This is a genomic window from Stieleria tagensis (assembly GCF_024129865.1).
GTDB classification, from domain to species: domain Bacteria; phylum Planctomycetota; class Planctomycetia; order Pirellulales; family Pirellulaceae; genus Stieleria; species Stieleria tagensis.
Map to the genome: position 1 here is coordinate 147,640 of NZ_JAMYFE010000027.1, position 20,862 is coordinate 168,501.

At 55.2% G+C, this 20,862-nt stretch carries 16 protein-coding genes; 9 read left to right on the forward strand and 7 right to left on the reverse strand.

Going from position 1 to position 20,862, the window contains the following annotated elements:
* Nucleotides 1-304: 304 nt before the first annotated feature.
* Nucleotides 305-784, forward strand: coding sequence for a hypothetical protein (locus tag NHH03_RS05155; protein WP_253154683.1), 480 nt, complete (start codon nucleotides 305-307; stop codon nucleotides 782-784).
* A gap of 8 nt (nucleotides 785-792) precedes the next feature.
* Here NHH03_RS05155 and NHH03_RS05160 read toward each other — a convergent pair whose 3' ends face one another.
* Complete coding sequence (locus NHH03_RS05160) at nucleotides 793-1,266, reverse strand: hypothetical protein (protein ID WP_253154684.1); 474 nt, start codon at nucleotides 1,264-1,266, stop codon at nucleotides 793-795.
* Nucleotides 1,267-1,497: 231 nt separating this feature from the next.
* Nucleotides 1,498-1,956, reverse strand: coding sequence for a hypothetical protein (locus NHH03_RS05165; RefSeq protein ID WP_253154685.1), 459 nt, complete (start codon nucleotides 1,954-1,956; stop codon nucleotides 1,498-1,500).
* Between the two features lie 254 nt (nucleotides 1,957-2,210).
* Here NHH03_RS05165 and NHH03_RS05170 point away from each other — a divergent pair, with 254 nt between their 5' ends.
* On the forward strand, nucleotides 2,211-2,933 hold the full coding sequence (locus NHH03_RS05170; protein WP_253154686.1) for a SpoIIAA family protein: 723 nt from the start codon (nucleotides 2,211-2,213) through the stop codon (nucleotides 2,931-2,933).
* 19 nt (nucleotides 2,934-2,952) lie between these two features.
* Here the strand turns inward: NHH03_RS05170 and NHH03_RS05175 are convergent, their stop codons facing one another.
* On the reverse strand, nucleotides 2,953-4,518 hold the full coding sequence (locus NHH03_RS05175; protein WP_253154687.1) for a sulfatase: 1,566 nt from the start codon (nucleotides 4,516-4,518) through the stop codon (nucleotides 2,953-2,955).
* A gap of 211 nt (nucleotides 4,519-4,729) precedes the next feature.
* Here NHH03_RS05175 and NHH03_RS05180 point away from each other — a divergent pair, with 211 nt between their 5' ends.
* From NHH03_RS05180 to NHH03_RS05195, 4 genes are all read left to right on the forward strand, one after another.
* The gene (locus tag NHH03_RS05180; RefSeq protein WP_253154688.1) at nucleotides 4,730-6,007 is read left to right on the forward strand and encodes a PQQ-binding-like beta-propeller repeat protein; all 1,278 of its coding nucleotides are present in this window, start codon (nucleotides 4,730-4,732) and stop codon (nucleotides 6,005-6,007) included.
* 54 nt (nucleotides 6,008-6,061) lie between these two features.
* Nucleotides 6,062-7,384: a Gfo/Idh/MocA family protein gene (locus tag NHH03_RS05185; protein WP_253154689.1), complete on the forward strand. Its 1,323-nt coding sequence runs from the start codon at nucleotides 6,062-6,064 to the stop codon at nucleotides 7,382-7,384.
* 67 nt (nucleotides 7,385-7,451) lie between these two features.
* Entirely contained in the window at nucleotides 7,452-8,420 is a 969-nt protein-coding gene (locus tag NHH03_RS05190; RefSeq protein WP_253154690.1) for a nitrilase family protein, read from the forward strand.
* Complete coding sequence (locus NHH03_RS05195; RefSeq protein ID WP_253154691.1) at nucleotides 8,417-9,850, forward strand: aldehyde dehydrogenase family protein; 1,434 nt, start codon at nucleotides 8,417-8,419, stop codon at nucleotides 9,848-9,850. The genes NHH03_RS05190 and NHH03_RS05195 overlap by 4 nt, the downstream gene beginning before the upstream one ends.
* 133 nt (nucleotides 9,851-9,983) lie before the next feature.
* Here the strand turns inward: NHH03_RS05195 and NHH03_RS28115 are convergent, their stop codons facing one another.
* Nucleotides 9,984-11,435: a methyltransferase domain-containing protein gene (locus NHH03_RS28115; RefSeq protein ID WP_315861423.1), complete on the reverse strand. Its 1,452-nt coding sequence runs from the start codon at nucleotides 11,433-11,435 to the stop codon at nucleotides 9,984-9,986.
* Nucleotides 11,436-11,688: 253 nt separating this feature from the next.
* Here NHH03_RS28115 and NHH03_RS05210 point away from each other — a divergent pair, with 253 nt between their 5' ends.
* Complete coding sequence (locus NHH03_RS05210) at nucleotides 11,689-12,636, forward strand: L-lactate dehydrogenase (protein ID WP_253154692.1); 948 nt, start codon at nucleotides 11,689-11,691, stop codon at nucleotides 12,634-12,636.
* On the opposite strand, the gene NHH03_RS05215 is transcribed toward NHH03_RS05210, so the two are convergent.
* Together NHH03_RS05215 and NHH03_RS05220 are read right to left on the reverse strand one after the other, a co-directional pair.
* Nucleotides 12,616-13,239, reverse strand: coding sequence for a DUF3124 domain-containing protein (locus NHH03_RS05215; protein WP_253154693.1), 624 nt, complete (start codon nucleotides 13,237-13,239; stop codon nucleotides 12,616-12,618). The two genes, NHH03_RS05210 and NHH03_RS05215, sit on opposite strands and share 21 nt — an antisense overlap.
* Nucleotides 13,240-13,298: 59 nt before the next feature.
* Entirely contained in the window at nucleotides 13,299-15,485 is a 2,187-nt protein-coding gene (locus NHH03_RS05220) for a cation:proton antiporter domain-containing protein (protein ID WP_253154694.1), read from the reverse strand.
* Between the two features lie 350 nt (nucleotides 15,486-15,835).
* Between NHH03_RS05220 and NHH03_RS05225 the strand changes: the two genes are divergently transcribed.
* Together NHH03_RS05225 and NHH03_RS05230 are read left to right on the forward strand one after the other, a co-directional pair.
* Nucleotides 15,836-18,394: a PSD1 and planctomycete cytochrome C domain-containing protein gene (locus NHH03_RS05225; protein ID WP_253154695.1), complete on the forward strand. Its 2,559-nt coding sequence runs from the start codon at nucleotides 15,836-15,838 to the stop codon at nucleotides 18,392-18,394.
* Nucleotides 18,395-18,402: 8 nt separating this feature from the next.
* Nucleotides 18,403-19,806, forward strand: a complete 1,404-nt coding sequence (locus tag NHH03_RS05230; protein ID WP_253154696.1) for a DUF1501 domain-containing protein — start codon at nucleotides 18,403-18,405, stop codon at nucleotides 19,804-19,806.
* A gap of 51 nt (nucleotides 19,807-19,857) precedes the next feature.
* On the opposite strand, the gene NHH03_RS05235 is transcribed toward NHH03_RS05230, so the two are convergent.
* A complete protein-coding gene (locus tag NHH03_RS05235; protein ID WP_253154697.1) occupies nucleotides 19,858-20,844 on the reverse strand; it encodes a patatin-like phospholipase family protein in 987 nt (328 codons plus the stop codon).
* Nucleotides 20,845-20,862 lie beyond the last annotated feature (18 nt).

Sequence of the window (20,862 nt, forward strand, 5' to 3'; positions counted from 1 at the left end):
TACCGATCTCACAGAGGCCAGCTACCTTTCCTCTGGCGTTCGTTCGAGTGGAAACATGCGAACGATTTTTCCGGATCTGCCGGTAAAGATGGATTGGAGTGTTCGATGCTATCTGCCCGATGTAGAGATTAACAAGTCCTGTTTGCCTTGATTTCAACGGGGAAAACAGATTTGGTCGCGACACAGCGAGACTGCAATTGACCTTGCCATTGAATGCAGGGTTTTGCAATAGATCTGGCATAGTGCCTCAGCCAACCCCCAAGAAACCTCGGATTGCTTCGCTCCCAGGAGACGATTCAGCGCGATGAATACCAAACGATTCCCTCAGTCACTCGCATCGTTTGCCTTGCTCGCATTGCTTGGCACAATTGTCCTGCCACTGTCCGTCGTTGCTCAGGAACCCGCGGAAGATCCACCGTTGCCGGGAAATTCGCTGACACGCATGATGAGCGGGTTGAATCCAGCCAACTGGCAAATGCCAAAAATGAAGATGCCGACCATGGATCAATTCTTGCCCACGCGTCAAGAAAAAGATCGCGTGATCACGAAAAAAGACGGCTTGGTGACCGAGGTCTCGGACACGGCTAAAAAGAGTTGGACTCGAACCAAAGAAACATTGAATCCGATGAAGCTGATTCCAGCCGGGTTCAAACAGAACAGCCAAACGACACCCGCCCCCAAAAAGGAAGGCGGATTCTTTAGCAATCTCTTCGCTCCCAAGGCAGCCGAAACCGAACAGGCTCCTTCAGTGAATGCCTGGTTGAAGCAAGAGCCGATCCGCTAGTCGACCGTCTAGTTTCTCTCCGGCGGCTTGTTGGGGATGTACCATCGCTCGTCAATATTGACGAGCGCAAATGTGTTGCGACTCGCAATCCGTTGCTCGACGTCGTAGAACGCTGTCTTGCCGTCTTCGCTCATTTCCGGAACCAGGTCTTTGGAAATGATCTCTTTCATGACGGCCAGCATTTCTGGGGCATTTGATTTCGCAAAGTGCACAACGACCAATGCCACGCCGCGTTCTTTGATTTTTGCATACTCGGATGGCACGACGTAGGTTTCCAAGAATTCCGCGTACTCCTCAGCCTCTAGAACAGCGATCGCTTGCTTGATCGTTTCCTTCGGGCTCGACTCCGCGGTTCCCTCGCCAACGTCCGATTGTTCGTCCGCTGCGACAGGCGGCTCGGTTTCAACGACCGGATCGGATTCTGCGACCATTTCAGATTTGTCCACCGCCGCGGAGTCAGCGACCGGATCAGGTTCCGTCATGCTTTCGATAACGGTGACAGGTTGATTGGCGCTGTTTCCGTCGTCCTTCTGGCAACCGAGGCAAATTGCCAGACCGAGAAGAGGCACAAGGAGTTTCGTCTGCATGTTCATTAGTTTGCCAGATAGGAATGATGGAGGGAGTCTCAAGTCGACAGAATATACCCCCATCCGCCCCCAGCGTGTGCCAAGCCAGTCACCGTTGGAGTTTACGCTTGAGCGCGTGTCAAACACTCATTGCACCGGCGCACCAGGGGATTGGATCGGTTTCCACTGAGGAGCCTTCGACGGGAACGCAAAATGCAATGTGTCCGGAGAGAACAGCGTTTTATAAAACTTGGGCAATGGCTTCTTGTATGACGTCACCAGGATCGGTGTGTCATTCTCCGAAATCGTTTTCCGCGCCTGATCAACGGATTGTTGCACCCCGTCAGCGGACGTGATTTTGACCGCTTTGAGTGACACTTTCTGAGTCAATCGCTCGTTGTAAGAGCTGCCGTCAAAGCCGATGAAGATCGAATGATACGAGACAAGTACCAGTTGCTCGTCGGCATCAATCGACGAAGCCACCAAGATCTGTGGTGGGTTCTCCGTCGGAGCGATTTTCGATTGAGATTCGTCAGCCGAGATCTGCTGGGTGAGCATTAGGCATCCGATCAGACCGACGAAAACGAGCGCGAGTTGCTTTGACATCAGACGATTCTCAGGCACGACATAAGGTCACTGTTGGCGGCAGGCACGATTGCAGTCCCGACGGTCAAGTGTAACCGATTCGTGGTTCAGATGCCCAATCAGTAGGCCAGGTGCAACCTGGCGGTTTTTAATTCCGGCTGACGTACAGCCTCGAGCACCCACCGTTAACAGCAGCGGTGGTACGATGAACCAGGCTTGGTCCTGGTCGTTCTGTTTCTCCAGGATCGCCTTTCAATCTCGCGCAGGAGTGAACAATGATTGAACAAATCAAGGATCTGCCACCAGCCACTCTGGGGTTTCGGTTCACAGGAAAGGTGGAAAGCAGCGACTACGAGTCGGTGTTGACTCCGGCGATCGATCAAGCCATTTTGGAACACGATCAGATCAAGCTGCTGTGCCAATTCGGCACTGAATTCGAAGGCTATAGCCTGGCGGCGGCGTGGGATGACGCCAAATTAGGGCTTCGTCACTGGAGCGGGTTCGAGCGGGTCGCTGTGGTCACCGATTTGCGTTGGATTCGCACCTGTGTCGGCGCGATGGGCGTCTTGGTTCGCTGTCCGGTGGAACTGTTCGGGGACGATCAGGTCGATGAAGCGAAACGCTGGCTCGAAGAATCGTTGGGATCTATTCATCTGGACCAAGCCGGCGACGTGGTCACGGTGAAATTGTTGGGCAAACTGGAACCGAGTGCCTATCACGGCGTCAACGACGAGATCAGCAATTTAATGGGACGTACCAACCACCTACGACTACTGTTGGATTTGCGCGAGTTCGATGGCTGGACCGGATTGGCGGCGCTCGGCGATCACCTTTCGATCGTGCGAGAACACTACCGTGCGCCGGAAAAAGTTGCCGTGATCGGCGACAAGAATTGGCAGAAACTGGCGCGTAAGGTGATGTCCAAGTTTGTGAACGCGGAAACCAAGTATTTCGAGGCGGCTGAATCCGCTGCCGCCAAAACTTGGGTGGCCGCATAATCTTCCGTTCGACCCGAGATCACTCGACTTTGTCTGCGGGAACTATTTTCGTTTCCTGCCAATAGAATCCATCGGCGCGCTTCTCCAAGATGCGATGCGCGCTACCCGGCGCCAATGCGGATTCATGCTTTGGTAGATAGGCCGACAACCGCTCGACTACCTCGCGATAACTTGCATCGAGATCCTTGTTGTCGTTGGCATTGGTTCCGGCGATCAAGTTATGGTGTTCCAATGGATCGGCTTGGGTGTCATACAATTCCTGGCCTCCATCGGCGTACACCACATAGCGCCAGCGGGTGTCACAGACGGAATGATTGCCGGCGTTGTGTGTACAGATCGCCGGTCGTTCTCGCGGCATCGTCGGGTCGGCCAGTTGCGGCACCAGACTCAATCCCTCTTGGCCGACTGGTGCAGGCAATCCGACTAATTGTGAGAGCGTCGCGTACAAGTCCAGCAATTCCGCCGGTTGATCACAGCGAGTATTTTCAGGCACATCGATTGCGGTCAAACCGTCGGGAACCGAGATGATCAACGGCACTCTTGTGCTGTGACGCCACAACGTGTTCTTTCCCGAAACCGCTTTCTCGCCCAGGTGGTACCCGTGGTCACTCCACAACACCACAATCGTGTTGTCAGCGAGTCCGGATGAATCCAGTTCGTCCAATACCCGTCCGACTTGGCTGTCGACAAAGCTGATCGATGCCAGATACGACCGTGTCAGATTCTTCAGCTGATGATTCTCCCGCAGCCAACTCGTTCGCGGCTCCGGCAGATACCAATGGATGTACCAAGACGATTCAGGCGTATCGTCGCGATCGCCTGCCAAGATCGGCGGCAGGATCAACGATTCTTCGGGGTACATGTCGTACCATTTTTGCGTCACGTAGCAGGGCACGTGTGGCAGAAAGAACCCGGTGGCTAGAAAGAACGGTTGGTCAGGCGTTTTGGCGAGTTCACTCAACTGATTCACAGCCCAACTGGCAACTTCCCAATCGCCCTTTTGTTCGTCTTTGTGTGGGAACGTTCCCCAGTCCATCAGTGGGTTGTCACCCTGCGGCGTAGGCCCGATCAATTTTTGCTTTGGACGCACACCGACCTTTGCCGCTGGCCCCCAGACGTCAGCTTCCGCTTTGGAGTTGCGTCCGTTTCCGCCATGGTGAATCTTGCCTCCGATCAAGCTCTTGTAACCGTGTTGGCTGAAATACTGTGGCATCGTGACGAGTTCTGAAATCCCGTCGACATCTCGGATCCATGGTGCCAGTCCGTAGACACCCGTGCTGGTGGGACGCCGTGCGGTCATGATCGATGTTCGGCTGGGGTTACACAGTGGCGCCTGGCAATGGGCGTTGGTGAATGTCACGCCTCGGGCTGCTAGACGGGCCATCGCCGGTGTTTTGACCTGCGGGTGGCCGCCCAACGGTTCAATCCAGTCATTCAAATCGTCGATCGCAATCATCAGCACATTGGGACGTCCCCCAGGATTGTCGGACGATTGTTCTTGGGCGGACACCGCAGTTGTGGATGCCAGCAACACAGCACAGCCGATGAGAACGCACCCGAGCGGGCGAAGTGAGAATCGATTCACAATGGATCCAGTGAAAGAACGGTGGGATGGGGCGGGCCTGACAGCACTGCGCTGCGATGTCATGAAAATGACGCGGTGGACTATTGTACTGCAACGGCGGGGCGTCGATGCGATGCGTGTGCACGCAAATTCGCGGCCGCGGTGATTGCCCGGCGGTCCGGTAGATTGCCCGCTGCCGAGCGTGTAATCTGGGATGCCTATGAACACTACGATGCATCCAATCAATCCATTGCCCAGCACATTTTTCACACACCGAAACGGTCGACGCGATCTGTTTCGATTGACCTGTCAATTTTCTTTGGCGATTGGTTTGTTAGCGGCGTTGGTTGCGCCGGCAACGGCAGAGGACTGGTACCGTTGGCGGGGACCGCGATTGGATGGGATTTCTACTGAAACGGATTGGACGGCGGATTGGGCGGATGGAAATCCCGACGTGGCATGGACCTGTTCGGTCGGCACCGGATTTTCGTCGATCGTTGTGCAAGACAATCACGCGTTCACGATCGGGCATCGCGATGAACATGACACCGTCTACTGCACTGACGTGACTGACGGAGACGTGGTTTGGAAGTTCAGCTATCCGGCCGCATTGGATGATCGGGATTTTGAAGGCGGACCGACATCGACGCCGACCATCGATGGGGACCACGTGTATGTGTTCAGCCGAGCTGGAAATCTGTACTGCCTACAGACTTCGACTGGCGACAAGTTGTGGCAGGTGCAGATCGCAGACGCGGCGGAAGTCCGCTTGCCCGGATGGGGATTCTCCGCCGCACCACTGGTCGTCAGCGATCAATTGTTGTTGAACATGGGCGAAGCCGGCGCCGCGGTGAACAAGCACAACGGCGAACTGATCTGGAGCTCGCGGGATCGTGAATGTGGTTACGGTGGAACGGTGTTGATTCCCGGCAGTGATCCCCCAACCGCTATCTTTGCATCCGGCCGTGCCTACGTGGGAGTCGATTTAAGTTCCGGAGAAGCACTGTGGAGTGAGCGGTGGTTGACCAGCTTTAACTGCAACGCAGCCGACGCAATTGTTCACGACGGAGAAATTTTTCTGTCGTCGGGCTACAACCGCGGCGCGGCAAAATTCAAATTGGTTGATCGCGAACCGGAACTGGTCTGGAAATCCAAGGAGATGAAGAACCAGTTGCACACCTGTCTGCTCTACAACGATCACTTGTATGGCATTGACGGAGACATGGAAGAAGGAGCACGGGTCAAGTGCCTGAAATGGGCCAACGGTGAAGTGGTCTGGTCAGTCGATGATTTGCGTCCTGGTGGGCTGGCGTTGGCAGGTGGCCGATTGCTGTTGTTGACCGAAGCCGGCGAATTGATGGTGGCACCGGCATCGCCGGAAGGTTGGAATCCGATCGCCAGCGGCAAAGTCCTGGACGGAAAGTGCTGGACCGCACCTGTGTTATCCAATGGCCGGGTGTACTGTCGCAGTATCGATGGTGACGTCGCCTGTGTGGATTGTCGCAAGTAAGATGGCGTCGTTTTTGTAGTTCATTTTCTACCAAGCCTTTTGGATCGATTTCCAATGACAGTTCAACGTCGAACGTTTTTGGCCGGCACCGCAGCGGCCACGGCACTTGTTTCCGCCGGGAAAATCCATGCGGCTTCCAAAGACAAAAAATATCGAACCGCGCTGATCGGCACCGGTTGGTGGGGGATGAATATCCTGCGCGAAGCCTTGGCCGCAGGGCAAACCAAGGTCGTTGCCCTGTGTGATGTCGACAGCGACAAATTGGAAATTGCCGGCGAAGAGGTCCTGGATCTCTGTGGCGACCAACCGCATGCCTATTCGGATTATCGCGAACTGTTTGAGAAAGAGCAGGTGGAGATTGCGATCATCGCGACGCCCGATCATTGGCACGCGCTCAACGCGTTGGCGGCGATCGAATCGGGCGCCCATCTGTTTATCGAAAAACCCACCGGACACACGATCGGCGAAAGCCAGGCGATTGTCGCGGCGTCCCGAGCAGCCAACCGGGTTGTTCAAGTTGGCCTGCATCGACGCATTGGACCACATCATGTTTCCGGAATGAAGTTTCTGAAGGAGGGCGGCGCAGGCGACATTGGTTTGGTCAAAATGTTCGTGCACAGTAGCGGCGGCACCGAAAAACCAACCCGCAACAGCGAGCCGCCCGAGAATTTAGACTGGGACATGTACTGCGGCCCGGCGCCACTGCGGCCTTACAATCGCCGGATTCATCCCGGCGGGTTTCGAAACTATCTGGATTTTGCCAACGGAACATTGGGTGATTGGGGCGTTCATTGGTTGGATCAAATGCTTTGGTGGTCCGATCAACAATCACCGCACAGCGTGTACTCGACCGGTGGTCGTCCGGTACGTGGGAAAGCGGTTTTGAACGACAACGAGCAAACCACGGACGCCCCGGACAGCCAGATCGCGACCTATCACTTTGACGACTTTAACGCCGTTTGGGAGCACCGTCGGTTTGGCGGTAAAGGCCCCGAGCGCTCGACCGTCGGTTGCAATTTTTATGGATCCAAAGGCACATTTCACATGGGCTGGCGCGACGGTTGGACGTTCTACCCGGACGATGATAAAAAGCCGGTGGTTCATCAAGACGCTCAGCTGCAAGAACCGGACGGTCACAACATGAAAGAGTTGTGGGCAGATTTTTTGCAGTCGATTGAATCCGGCCGCCGACCGGTTGCCGATATCCAAATCGGCCACCAAGCCACGACGCTCAGTTTACTGGGCATGCTGTCATTGAAACTCGGACGCAGCGTTCGTTGGGATGGGGATGCGGAACAGATCATTGATGATCCCCAAGCCACCGCGTTGCTAAAACGCGATTACCGCGCACCCTGGACCTATCCGACCGTCAGCTAGGCACTGGCAGACACCGGAGAATTCCCCTTCCACCATTGCTTTCCACCCTTTCGTTTAGCGTTCAGCCATGAATCCATTGACCGTCGCTGCGATACAGTTCACGCACCGCCCGGGTGACAAAGCATTTAACCTGCAGCGTGTGCAGCAGTTGGTCGGCCAAGCTGCACAGCGCGACGTTGATTTAGCGGTGTTTCCAGAAATGTGTCTGACCGGTTATTGGCATGTCCGCAATTTGTGCGAGCAACAGGTTCGCGAATTGGCCGAACCGATCCAAGGTGGGGCGATGACCGCCGCACTGCTTGATCTAGCCAAGCAGCACCAGATGACGATCGGCGCCGGTCTGATCGAGTTGGCTGACGACGGCCAGCTCTACAACAGTTACGTCGTTGCGATGCCCGATGGCCAATTTGCAGTGCATCGTAAATTGCATTGTTTCATCAGCCCGCATCTGGCATCGGGAAATCAATACACCGTGTTTGATATCCCCCAAGGTGCGCGGGTCGGAGTGCTGATTTGTTATGACAACAACATTGGTGAAAATGCGCGCATGAACGCTTTGATGGGTGCAGAAATTCTGCTCGCACCGCATCAAACCGGCGGTTGTGATTCACCGAGTCCTGGTTGTATGGGCAAGATCGATCCGGAGTTGTGGCACCGCCGACAGGAAGATCCCGAGACCATCGAGGCGGAGTTTCGCGGTCCCAAGGGCCGTGAATGGTTGCGGCGGTGGTTGCCAGCCCGCGCTCACGATAACGGCTTGTTTCTGATTTTCAGTAACGGAGTGGGTGTGGACGACGACGAAGTGCGCACGGGGAATTCGATGATCCTGGATCCCTACGGCGAAACACTCGCGGAAACTTGGAAAGCCGACGACCAGATTGTGGTCGCCACATTGGATCCCAGCATCCAAGCGTCCAGCACGGGCCGGCGGTGGCTGCAATCACGTCGTCCGGATTTGTATGGTTTGATCGCTACCCCCAGTGGCCTGGAAAAAGACACACGCGTTGTTCGTTTTGCCAAACTGGATGATGCATGAACAGCGATCCACATCTGCTTTGGATTGGTGGTCAGTCAGTCCCGGCATCATCAGGCGAGTGGTTTGACGATCTGAATCCTATCGACGACTCTCTCTATGCGACGCTCAGCAAAGCGAACGCTCAGGATGTCGATTCGGCGGTTTGTGCCGCACAGACCGCGTTTGAATCCTACCGAAACTCTCTACCATCGGACCGCGAGGGCTGGTTGATCCGCGCCGCCGAACTGTTGATCGCACAGTCGGATGAATTTGTGGCATTGTTAATTGACGAAGTCGGTTCGCCGATCAGCAAGGCGCGCAAAGAAATCTCGACTTCGGTCGGTTTGCTACGTGCTGCGGCGGGAGCCACACGACAGTTGTCCGGCAAGACACTTCCCACCAACGTGCCAGGACGAATCAGCATCAGCACCCGGCAACCATTGGGGGTGATTGCCGGGATCACGCCGTTTAACGTGCCCTTGATCAAAGGCATCAAACATTCCGCAATGCCGCTGGCAACCGGTAACACTGTGGTTCTGTTGCCGTCCGAGTTGGCACCGTTGACCACGTTGCGGATTGCAAAACTGTTTTCCGATGCGGGGATCCCAGACGGCGCCTTCAACGTGATCACCGGCAATGGATACGAAATTGGCGACACACTGGTCAGTCACCCTGACGTCAAGCTGGTCGGGTTCACCGGATCAACGACCGTCGGCAATCGGATTCATGCGCTGTGCGGTCAACACGGCAAACGCGTGACACTTGAAATGGGCGGCAAGAATCCCTTGGTCGTGCTCAAAGACGCTGATTTGGACAAGGCCCTATCCGCCAGTGTGCTGGGGTCGTTCTTGTACCAAGGCCAGATCTGTATGGCATCCAGTCGGATCTATGTCGAACGCCCCGTGTACGACACCTTCGTCGATCGACTGTGTGCCGCCGCGAGTGGATTGGGGCGCGGTGATCTACGCGACCCAAAGACGATGATTGGTCCGATTATCAGTTCACGGCAACGCAATCGCATCCAACAGCACGTCAATGACGCTGTCACAAAGGGTGCCGCCCTACGAGTCGGCGGTGATTGGGAAGGCCACCGCTATCAACCGACGGTGCTGACCGATGTCAGTGAAGACGCCACGCTGTTTGGCGAGGAAACGTTTGGCCCGGTGACCGCGGTGTACCCGATTGATTCCGTCCACGAAGCATTACGACTGGCCAATGCGTCGCCCTATGGCTTGTGCGCGTCGATTTTCACGTCGGATCTGCAGTCGGCAATGCAATTTGCCCAGCAGGTGCAGGCCGGGATGGTTCACATCAACGGGGCAACGATTCAAGAGGAACCACATGTTCCGTTTGGCGGGGTAGGCAACAGCGGATTCGGACTTGAAAGCACCGATGTCGATTTGGCGGATTTAACGCAATGGAAATGGATCACTGTTCAATACGACGAGTGACGCGCCAATCGTTCGACCGCGATCGTGGCTGATCCCGCCAGGGTTCAGTCGGTTGAAAATGCAGGGATACTGAACAGTAGCTTTTCCATGGAATGGGGACGATGACAACCCAAGCGCTGCGTCTGGTTTGCGATTACTTTTTCTTCGCGGATTCGTTTGGGTCAGTGAACTTGGGACGCGGGTGTGAGTTCACATAGGCGGCAATGTCATAGGCCTCTTGGTCGCTCAAATCGGTGTCATCCAGTGGCATGGCGACTTTTAACCACGACGCCATCTTGTTTGTTTTTGAAAGTCCGGCACCGTCATTAAATGAGTCGGCTCCCCAGACTGCCGGGCCGTCGTCTCCGCCACCGCCATCGTCACCATGGCAGTCTGCGCAGCGATCGGCATACAAAATCTCGCCACGCGACAAGCTCGGTTCATTCTCGGCTGGCTTCAACTGGGGAACATGGTTCGGTCCCAGTGGGACGTTTGGATTCATCTTGATCGCTGTTCCCTCTGACAACCACGTGATGTACGACGCAATGGCGACGCAAACTTGGCTGCCCTCGGGTGGACGTGTGCCATTCTGGCTGCGAAGGAAGCAGTTAGAAATTCGTGATTCAAGCGTGATCACTTGGTTTTCACGTGGTGACCAGGCGGGGTAGGCGGCGGCGACAGCGATGAACGAAGCAGCGTGGCGGTGTTTGCCGGCATCCAAATGGCACGAAGTACAGTTCAATGAATTTCCGATCCAAGGCGTGGTCAGTGGATGAACATTGGTGTTTTGAACCAGTTCTTCGCCGAGTCGGATCAGGTCACCCAAATCACCTGGCGGCACTTCCAGTACGGCATCGGGTTTGCGAAACCGAAGCAGATAGTTTTCCTCAAACGAATCCAGTTTGACTTCGTCGACCCATTCAAATCCAGCCGCTTCAATCTCCTGTCGAAAAACATCTTTGCCGGCGCGGACATGTCCTAAAATGAATTCTCGAGACTGTCCAGGAATTCGTTCAAAATCGATCAGAACCATTCGTCCACCGGGTTTCAAAGCCCGATAAATCGATGCCAATGAGAGCGTCGGACTTTCAAAATGGTGATAGGTGTCGCAGATGAAAACCAGGTCCACCGATTCAGTGGGCAAGCGTACCGAGACGTCTGTGCCCAACACGGTCGTCAGGTTTTCAATCCCATCGTCCGTGGCGCGTTTGGCGATGTGCTGTAGAAATTTCGTCGAGATATCAACACTGTAAACCCAGCCGTCCCATCCGGTCTGGCGGGCGAACAGTCGGCTATAGAATCCCGTTCCCGCCCCGATGTCAGCGATGGATTCGCCTGGTTGAATCTCACAGGCCTTTAAAACCTGTTCACGCGCCGCATAAACTTCGCGACTTTCCACTTCGAACCGCCCCAGCCATTGGGCGACATCTAATTCGGGGTCTTTGAAGTTTGCGTTGATATCGGCCGGAACGGGCGGAGGATCGATCTCGGCTGTTGGCTTCGGTTGCTGGGCGATGGAGGGTTGATTCAGCCCCACACCACCAATAGTGGACAAGACAATGCCGATCAAAGCGGGTCTGATTGCCAGACGGAAAGAATGCTTCATCGTTTTGTTCCCAATCGGTATGATTCGGTTTGTTCCACAGGTCGTCTGTTCATTCAATCGCATCCACACAAAACTGCAAGTGGTTGCGGGCGTTGTTTCACCAGGACGTAACGTCGCAGCAAGCTGGAATCAACCGGATTAGATCTCGGGTCAATGATTCGTGGCGTAAGCTTCCAGCTTGCGATTCACCCGGTGTGGGGACAGGACGCTCGTGCGTTACTCTCCGTTCAGCGTTGCTCTCAAGGAATCGAAAATGAAAGTCAGTGTGATTGGCAGCGGCATGGTCGGATCGACCGCGGCCTATGCGATGGTGATGCAGGGGATCGGTCGGGAGATCGTAATGGTGGACTACAAGAAGTCTCGAGCGGTTGCCGAGGCCAGTGACATCGGGCACGCCGTGCCGTTTGCGAGTCCATTGACGATTCGAGCTGGCGACTACGGCGATGTGGCTGGCAGTCGCGTCGTCATCCTGTCCTGCGGAGTCGGGCAAAAACCTGGCGAGACCCGGTTGGAATTGCTACAGCGGAACGCGGATGTATTTCGCGAGGTCATCCCCCAAGTCGTTCGTCATGCGCCGGACGCTATCTTGTTGGTTGCATCCAATCCCGTCGACATCATGACACACGTCACCACTTGCATCGCCGCCGAATGCGGGGTCCCCACGCATCGTGTGCTCGGATCTGGTACGACGCTGGACACCGCACGCTTTCGCACACTGTTGGGGCAGCATTTTGGAGTCGATTCACGCCATGTCCACGCTCACGTGATTGGCGAGCATGGGGATTCCGAAGTGCTGACGTGGTCGCTGGCAACGATTGCAGGATTACCGCTAGACGAGTACAGCCAAGTCTGTGGAATCGAACTGGGGTCCGATACCAAGCAGCAGATTGACCGACAGGTGCGAGGCGCGGCCTACCAGATCATCGAAGGCAAGGGCGCGACCTATTTTGGCATCGGTAGCGCGCTGGCACGGATTGTGGACGTTTTGCTGCATGACCAGCGCGCGATCATGACGGTCTGTTCCCGGATCAGCGAAGTGGGAGAGTTTGCCGATTTAACGATCTCGATGCCGCATTTGCTCGGTGGCGACGGCGTTCTCAGTGCGATTCCAATGACGCTCGACAACAGCGAACAACTGGCGCTCGACAAAAGTGCGTCGGTGATTCATCAAGCCATCGAATCATTGGGCGGCGTGCTGTAGCGGCGTTCCCGGGGATCGAAATGCGATCGCCTGGGCGCCGGCCGTGCCGAACATCACCGCTTCGATAATCGGATCTTCTATCGGCTCAGTCGCCAGCCATTGGACCATGAAATTAGCGCCTGAACCGCCGCTGGTGTCATGCTGTTCCACCAGAAATTCGATCGTTTCCAATGGGGCCAGTTTGATCACCTGTTCGACATAGGTCTTGGCAAGCTCGCCGGACGTGTTGTAGTAGCGAACCGAATTCAAATAGATCGGCCGCCGGGCGTCGGCGTTGCGAACGCTGAGTGTGGATTCCAACAGAAACGGTCGTCCCCCGTTGTGGTAAACGTGTGAGTAGATCGGAACGTAAACCGTGGCCTGTTGTACGACATCCGCCATGTCAAAATCCGACACCGTGTGCGCGGCCAAATCTGGGGCTTGGTACTCACGCGGCGGATTGACCACCAGGTTGTCTTCGATGGCATCCAGACGCCGGTCCAGATAGTAAGCTGCCGCACCCACAACGACGACGATTCCCAACATCACCAGCAAAAAACCGGCCAAACCTTTGCTGGCGATCCACAAAAACCAATCCGGATAGGTATCGGAAGATTTGTTCATGAGTCTATTTCTACAACCAATCCACGGGTAGGTTTTTGCAGGCTGCCCGAACGTCTGTGCTAGCTAGCTGCAATCGTGTGGTACAACTCGTTCGAATCAGTTGCCTGTTGCAAGCCGGCACGCTTCGATTCCGTCCCCACCAAACGTGCAATGTACGAAAGGTGTCGCAAATGTTCGTCTGGCTGTCCAAGCGGACTGAGCAACATAAAAACAATATCAATCGGACAATCTGTCAGCGGGCAACAAATCGCATTTTCTGGACGGGCAACCACCAGTGTGGCTTGGGTGACTTGATTGGTCCAGGCATGTGGCAGTGCAATTCCGTGCCCCAGCAGACTGGTGTAGTCCTCTTCTCGCTTCCACATCTCCGTCACCAGTCGATCCGGATCGATGTTGGGTAGCTGACGCTGGAGATGAACCAGCATTTCGCGATAAAGCTCTTTCAGGTCGGTTTGACTGCTGAAAAGTACGTTTTTCGGTACCAATGGCAATGCGATCGTGTGCCCACTGTGCTGTGCATCGTAAACCAGCCATTGCTGATCCTCGTCCTGCAACTCTGCTGGGGTTCCCGGAAAAACCCCTTCACCGCGGGCTGTCATCATGACATCGATTGGTCGTGGCGGCTTTCCAAGTCCGGATCGCATCACTCGCAGCGGCGACGCGGTGGTGTTGGGTTGCATCCAGCGGTTCAGCGGAAGTGTGTCCCAGATTCGCTGCCCAACGAATAGGTGTCGGTTTTCCTGTGTCTCGTGTCCCGTTTGCTCCCAACGGTACACACTGCCTTCTAGTATTTCAGACCAACGCTGGCAGAGCATTCGATTCAGGTCCGCATTGGGCGTCAATGCGAGCAAATTCCCACAGCCAAACAGTTCCACGTGACTCTTTGGATTCAACAACATCGCATCCTCACTGATCGCGACCAATCCGGCGCGTTGTGCACTCCGAACTTCCCGAGCGTTGGTGTCGATCAAGACAACCTCCACGCCGTGGTCAGCAAAGAACTGGGCGACCTGACGGCCGATCAAATTGGCGCCCACAATGACCCAGCCAGTTGATACAGGACGCACCACTCCCAAGCGTCTGGCGACCAATCCGGCCGAGAATCCTTGCACAATCACGGTGCCCACGATCACCGAATACGTGAACGTTTCCAAAAAGCCGGCGTTGACGATCCCACGCTGTTTCAACTCCAGCGTAAAGACCGATGCCATCGACGCCGCAACGATTCCTCGCGGAGCAATCCAGCTGAGGAACAGTTTCTCGTTCCGACTAAGTGAACTCGAACGCATCGAAAGAAAAATATTGATCGGTCGGATCAGCAACATGATCCCCGCGACGACGGCAACCAATCGCCAGCCGAAGTCAAAGAAAGGCATCAGATCGAGGTTGGCTGCCAATAAGACAAACAACAGCCCGATCAGGAAATCTTTGAGCTCGACTTTGTAGGTGACAATTTCTCGCAATTGAGGTGTATTGCGGCTTCCTAAAACCAATCCAGCGATCGTCACGCTCAACAACCCGCTCTCGGCGATCACCAAATGCGCGATCGCAAAATTCAGCATTGCCATCGCGACGACAAAGTTGTTGGTGTGTTGTTTGCGAATCAACTCCCGTCGCAGCACAAAGTCCAATAGGAATCCGAATGCGACGCCGATCGCCCCCCCGGTTGCAAATCGCAGCAAGAAATCAGTCAACACCGACTGGTGGGTACCGTCGGTGCTGAGATAAAATTCGTAGCACAGCAGCGCAATGAAGACGCCGATCGGATCGATCAAGACGCCCTCCCAGTGCAAGATGTGTCCCAATTTTTCGCGAACGCGAATGCGATGCAGCAAGGGCCCGATCACGGTCGGCCCGGTCACGATGATCAGGCTCGCGGCGAGCAAACAGAACGCGATCTCAAACCCAAACATCATCCGCAGCAATGCCGCCGAACCCAACCACGTTACGACCACACCGATCGTTAGAACGCTGATGATTTCTTTGCTGGCCGAACGATAGCCCTTCAAATCCAGCGTCAATCCACCCTCGAACAAGATGATCGCGACGGCCAGCGAGATCAGCGTCCCCAGTCCATCACCCAGCGAATCGGGATGCACCAACCCGATCCCTTGTGGTCCTGCCAAAACACCACCGATCAAGAGAACAGCGATCGCAGAGACACGCAGGTAGTATGCCAACGCAAACAAGCAGACTCCCAGCGCAGCGGCGCTGGTGAACGTGACTAAGAGTTCATTGGAGTGCATCAAACGCCCTCAGGCTGTGAGTGTTCTTGGTAGCGTCTTTCGCACCGTGAAAATACATCACTGCGGGTGCCCCAGTGCTGGTGGCGCAGTGCTCTTGTTTCGCTGCGACTATATTCCATTTTGAGCAGGCGCACGTCTAGCAAGAAATTTTCTTGGCATGCCGCTTGGCCTTCCAACCCCCTCAATCGTTCTCTGGGGGCACCTTCGACGCGTTAATTTCTCGCCAGCGGACGCCAAAGCAACCTCACCGCAGGGTTCAGATGGTTTAGAATGGACCGAGTAACACGTGGCGACTGACACCGCTGTGTTACCCCCGCCTCCCTTCCTCCCTGCTTGCCCTCCACCCTGCCATGGCATGCTTTGTCCAGATTGCGGCTGCATTCTTGGTATCAATCTCGATTGCCACGTCCGCCGTGGTGGCCGGGGATGATCTAGCCAAACCCACCGGCACGAACTCCACCGGCACGAGTGCATCCGACGCCCAGCAGATTCGGTTTTTCGAAAACAAAATTCGTCCGCTGCTGGCTGAACATTGTTACGAGTGTCATGGGGCTGACGCTCAGGAATCGGAACTGCGCGTGGATCGTCTGGACTCAATGCTGCAAGGCGGCCTTGCGGGGCCTGCGCTGGTGCCCGGGAAACCGTCCAGCAGTCTGTTGGTGACTGCGGTTGGCTACCGCGACAACACATTGCAAATGCCGCCCGATTACCGACTCTCGCAACAACAGATCAATGATCTACAGACGTGGGTCAGTCAGGGCGCCCACCACCCAGCGAGCGATTCGATTTCGTCGGTCCGATCTTCCAGCGAAGTCGACTACCAGCAAGGTCGCGAGCACTGGTCGTTTCGTCCGGTGCAAACACCACAGCCGCCAACGGTTAATTTCTCTCAGGCAGCGGGCCCGCAGTCGTCGGACTCACCGTTGTCAGCGGCGTTGGTGGCCAACCCAATCGACGCGTTCGTAGCACAGCGATTGGAATCAAAAGGGCTGCAACGATCACCGCCGGCGGAAAAACGGGTGCTTCTACGCCGAGTCACGTTTGATTTGACAGGTTTGCCGCCCACGGCTTCAGAGATCGATGACTTTTTGCAAGATTCCTCCGAAGCCGCTTTTGAAACAGTCGTCGACCGCTTGCTTGCATCATCCGCGTATGGCGAACGTTGGGGACGACATTGGTTGGACGTTGCCCGCTACGCGGATTCGAACGGTTTAGATGAAAATGTCGCCCATGGAAACGCTTGGCGTTATCGCGACTATGTCATCGATGCGTTCAATCAAGACAAACCGTACGATCAATTCATCGTCGAACAACTCGCCGGTGACTTGCTGGATTCGGGTGACGATTTCCAATTGCGCCACCAACGATTGATCGCAACCGGTTTCTTGGTACTCGGCCCCAAGGTCCTCGCCGAGAAAGATGAAACCAAAATGGAAATGGACATCATCGACGAACAGATCGATACCGTCGGTCGCAGCATCCTGGGCTTGACGCTCGGGTGCGCACGTTGTCACACGCACAAATTTGATCCTGTCAGCCACAGCGACTATTACGGGTTGGCCGGGATCTTCAAAAGTACGCAGACCATGGACAGCTATGCCACGGTCGCCAAGTGGCATGAAAATTATGTGGAAACGCCAGCCGAATCGGTTGCATTCGAGCAGCATTCCGCTGCGTTGAAAGCGAAACAACAACAGATCGATCAGCTGGTTGCCGAAGCGACCGAAAAATTATCGTCTGAATTCCGTGACCTCAAACTGGATCAGCGCGAATCCCACTTCGACGATTCCACGAAACAGACGCTCGACCATCAACGCAGCGAACTCAAAGCGCTTCAGGACTCTGTTCCAGAACGACCTTCCGCGATGGGTGTGCAGGAGGGACAGGTGACGGATGTTCCGATTCACTTGCGGGGCAGCCATCTGACGCTCGGTGAACTGGTTCCACGCAGCTTTCCCAAAGTGCTTGTTTCCGCCCAGCCGCCATCGATTGCCAACGACGAAAGTGGACGGTTGCAATTCGCTCGTTGGCTGACAGACGGCAAACATCCGTTGACCGCACGGGTGATGGTCAATCGAATTTGGCACGGTCATTTCGGGCGCGGACTTGTCTCGACCGTCGACAATTTTGGAATTCAAGGAACCCCGCCGACGCACCCGCTGTTGCTCGATTGGTTGGCATCGCGGTTTGTTTCCGACGGCTGGTCCGTGAAAGCCATGCACCGTCTGATTCTGATGTCGCACACCTATCAACAGAACAGTCAGTTCAATGCCGAGGCACACCAACGGGACCCGAACAACCAGCTTTATTGGCGATTCAATCTGCAACGTTTGGATGCCGAGGCCATTCGTGACGGAATCTTGGCAGTCAGCGGGCGGTTGGATCGCACATCAGGCGGCAAAACTCTGGAACTTGAGAATCGATCCTATGTTTTCAATCACACCTCCGAAGACAAGTCGACCTATGCATCAACACGGCGCTCGATTTATGTACCGATCATCCGCAATCATTTGTTCGACATGTTTCGCCTATTCGACTACAACGATGCGAGTGTGTTGACGGGAAATCGGCCGACCAGCACGATCGCGACTCAGGCCTTGTTTTTGATGAACTCTCCCTTCGTCGTCCAGCAATCCGAACAGCTGGCCAAACGGTTACTCGAGCGCCATTCAAATTCTCGTGAACGCCTGGTGGACCTTTTTCAAACGGTTTATGGACGACTGCCGACGCCGCAGGAGGCTCAATTGGCGCAGCAGTTTGTCGAGGATGTTCCGACCAATAACGCAAGTAGCGATGCGTCTGACGCCAATCCCCGCGTTAACGATTCTGTCGATGATCATCTTCTTCGTGCTTGGCAGATGTTGTGCCAAGCACACATCACGTCCAGTGAGTTCCTGTACATTCGATAGGCTTGTGAATGCACCTTTCAAGAAGACAGCTATTGCAGAACTCCAGTCTTGGATTCGGTTCGCTTGCACTGGCATCGCTGCTGTCCGATCCATCCGCCCAGGCTAGCGGACCTGGCCAAAGCAATCCGCCGCCCCATTTTCCAGCACGCGCGAAACGAGTTTTGTTTTTGTTCATGAAAGGCGGGCCATCGCACATGGACACGTTTGACTACAAGCCCCAATTGCAAAAGGACGACGGCAAACCGCTACCCTTTGAAAAGCCTCGTGTGCAATTTGCGCCTACCAGCGACCTGTTGGGGTCACCTTGGAAATTCCAACGGCATGGGGAAAGCGGGATCGCCGTCAGCGAACTGTTTCCAAACGTCGCTCAGTGCGTCGACGATCTGTGCATCTTGAATTCGTTGCACGGATCCAATCCCGCGCATGGTGGTGCTTGTATGAAAATCCATACCGGCAGTGACGTTTTTGTGCGACCGAGTATGGGTGCTTGGGTGTCCTATGGTCTTGGAACCGAAAACCAGAATCTTCCAGCCTTTCTAACGATTTGTCCGACGCTTGCTCATGGGGGCACCAAAAATTGGGGTGCCAGTTTCCTGCCGGCAAACCACGCAGGGGTCCCGTTGGGCAACGCCAGCCAATCGTCGGAACAGGCTCGTGTTCGATACATGCAAAGCGCTTTGTTGGGGCGCCGCCAGCAGCGCGGACTGTTGGATCACCTTCAACAGATGAACACTTCCTTTTTGGACACCACTGGTCCCAATGCGGAACTGGAAGCCAGAATTGAATCGTTTGAATTGGCCTTTCGAATGCAAACCGAAATGCCCGAGGCATTGGAACTCGGTCAAGAAACGCAGCAAACCCAGCGGGCATACGGTCTTGATCAGAAGCCGACCGCAGATTTTGGTAGGCAGTGTTTGATGGCGCGACGTTTTCTTGAACGGGGTGTGCGATTTGTTCAGGTCACACACAGCAATTCCGAAGTCCAATGGGATCAACACGGCAATTTGAAAAAGGGCCACGAACAAAACGCAGCCGAAGTCGACAAGCCAATTGCGGGTCTGTTGCGAGACCTGAAGTCACGCGGATTGTTGGACGAAACGCTGGTGTTGTGGGGAGGAGAATTTGGTCGCACACCGACCTGCCAGGGTGCGGGGCGTAACGGTCGCGACCATAACCCCGAAGGGTTCACGATGTGGATGGCCGGTGCCGGCGTGAAGACGGGAATCCAATATGGAGCGACCGACGAGTACGGTTATTATGCCGTCGAGAACAAAATGCATGTTCATGATTTGCACGCGACACTGTTACACCTGATGGGCATCGATCACACGCGTTTAACCTACCCCTACGCCGGTCGGGATTTTCGCTTGACCGATGTTGCAGGTACCGTCGCCAGCGAGATTCTGGCGTGATCAGCGAGAATTTCTCGACCGTATCTGCGTAGTCTGAATCAGCACCACACTCTATTTCATGTGTTGAAAGAATGCACGGATACTTTGTTCGCCTGCTTGTCGGCCGGCCGCGATCAAGTTTTCCGGGGCGGTAAAGTCGTACCAGGTCCTGTGACCGACGTCGGGTCGCACAAAGATGTCGGCGTACTTGCGAGCGTGCCGACGACACAGTCGTTCCCCGATCTCCTCCATCCGCATCATCACTTCGAACGCTGTGCCAAATGTCTCGGTGCGCTGCAACGTGCCGCCGACATCGACACCAATCGTCAGATCGCTGGCATAAGAACTGGCCGTTGACATCGGCATCGCGTCCAACACGCCAATGTCGCACAACAGCATGTCGCCCCATGGGACCGGAGGAAAGAAACCTGGGATCGCCGCGGACGCCAAAATGGCTGTTCGGAGTGAACCACGCTCCAATACCACTCGATGTCCACTCACTAAATCCGCCGCAACCACGTTCAATGGGATCGCGGTGTCTTGTAAATCGATATCGGGAATCAAACAATCGATTGCCTCGCACAGGATTTCGTTGGACAAGATCGATGGACCACGGATCATCCGACTCAACCGGTGCCCATGACGCATGATCTGTTCCAATCGCCCGTACCACTGCGTGAACCATTCCCCACCGCGCGCGGCCTGTCCGTTGGCCGAACGCCGCGACGAAACTTGTGATGCCGTTCCCATCAGTTGACGGCATTTGTCTGAAAAGACCGGCGAGTACAGCAGTCCGATCGCTTTGGCCTGCACCCGCATGATGTCTGAATCGACGGCACAAAGTCCGCCCATCAAACTGCCGATGCTGACACCCACGATTCGCTCGGTTCGAACTCCCGACCCGCCGATCGCCTCCATGACGCCTAAATGCGCCAAACCTCTTGCACCGCCACCGCCCAACGCCACGACGGCGCTGCGTTGGTTTGATTGCTTCGACGGAGCGACCGCCGCAGTGACACAACCAACCGTTGGGGTATGTGTTGACGCGGTTGTTTCCATTTTCTTTTCACCCGTTCG

Coding starts and splice junctions, on each gene's coding strand:
- NHH03_RS05180 (WP_253154688.1), top strand. CDS start 4,730: ATGCATCCAATCAATCCATTGCCCAGCACATTTTTCACACACCGAAAC.
- NHH03_RS05210 (WP_253154692.1), top strand. CDS start 11,689: ATGAAAGTCAGTGTGATTGGCAGCGGCATGGTCGGATCGACCGCGGCC.
- NHH03_RS05215 (WP_253154693.1), bottom strand. CDS start 13,239: ATGAACAAATCTTCCGATACCTATCCGGATTGGTTTTTGTGGATCGCC.
- NHH03_RS05170 (WP_253154686.1), top strand. CDS start 2,211: ATGATTGAACAAATCAAGGATCTGCCACCAGCCACTCTGGGGTTTCGG.
- NHH03_RS28115 (WP_315861423.1), bottom strand. CDS start 11,435: ATGAAGCATTCTTTCCGTCTGGCAATCAGACCCGCTTTGATCGGCATT.
- NHH03_RS05190 (WP_253154690.1), top strand. CDS start 7,452: ATGAATCCATTGACCGTCGCTGCGATACAGTTCACGCACCGCCCGGGT.
- NHH03_RS05165 (WP_253154685.1), bottom strand. CDS start 1,956: ATGTCAAAGCAACTCGCGCTCGTTTTCGTCGGTCTGATCGGATGCCTA.
- NHH03_RS05235 (WP_253154697.1), bottom strand. CDS start 20,844: ATGGAAACAACCGCGTCAACACATACCCCAACGGTTGGTTGTGTCACT.
- NHH03_RS05160 (WP_253154684.1), bottom strand. CDS start 1,266: ATGACGGAACCTGATCCGGTCGCTGACTCCGCGGCGGTGGACAAATCT.
- NHH03_RS05230 (WP_253154696.1), top strand. CDS start 18,403: ATGCACCTTTCAAGAAGACAGCTATTGCAGAACTCCAGTCTTGGATTC.
- NHH03_RS05220 (WP_253154694.1), bottom strand. CDS start 15,485: ATGCACTCCAATGAACTCTTAGTCACGTTCACCAGCGCCGCTGCGCTG.
- NHH03_RS05225 (WP_253154695.1), top strand. CDS start 15,836: ATGGCATGCTTTGTCCAGATTGCGGCTGCATTCTTGGTATCAATCTCG.
- NHH03_RS05195 (WP_253154691.1), top strand. CDS start 8,417: ATGAACAGCGATCCACATCTGCTTTGGATTGGTGGTCAGTCAGTCCCG.
- NHH03_RS05155 (WP_253154683.1), top strand. CDS start 305: ATGAATACCAAACGATTCCCTCAGTCACTCGCATCGTTTGCCTTGCTC.
- NHH03_RS05185 (WP_253154689.1), top strand. CDS start 6,062: ATGACAGTTCAACGTCGAACGTTTTTGGCCGGCACCGCAGCGGCCACG.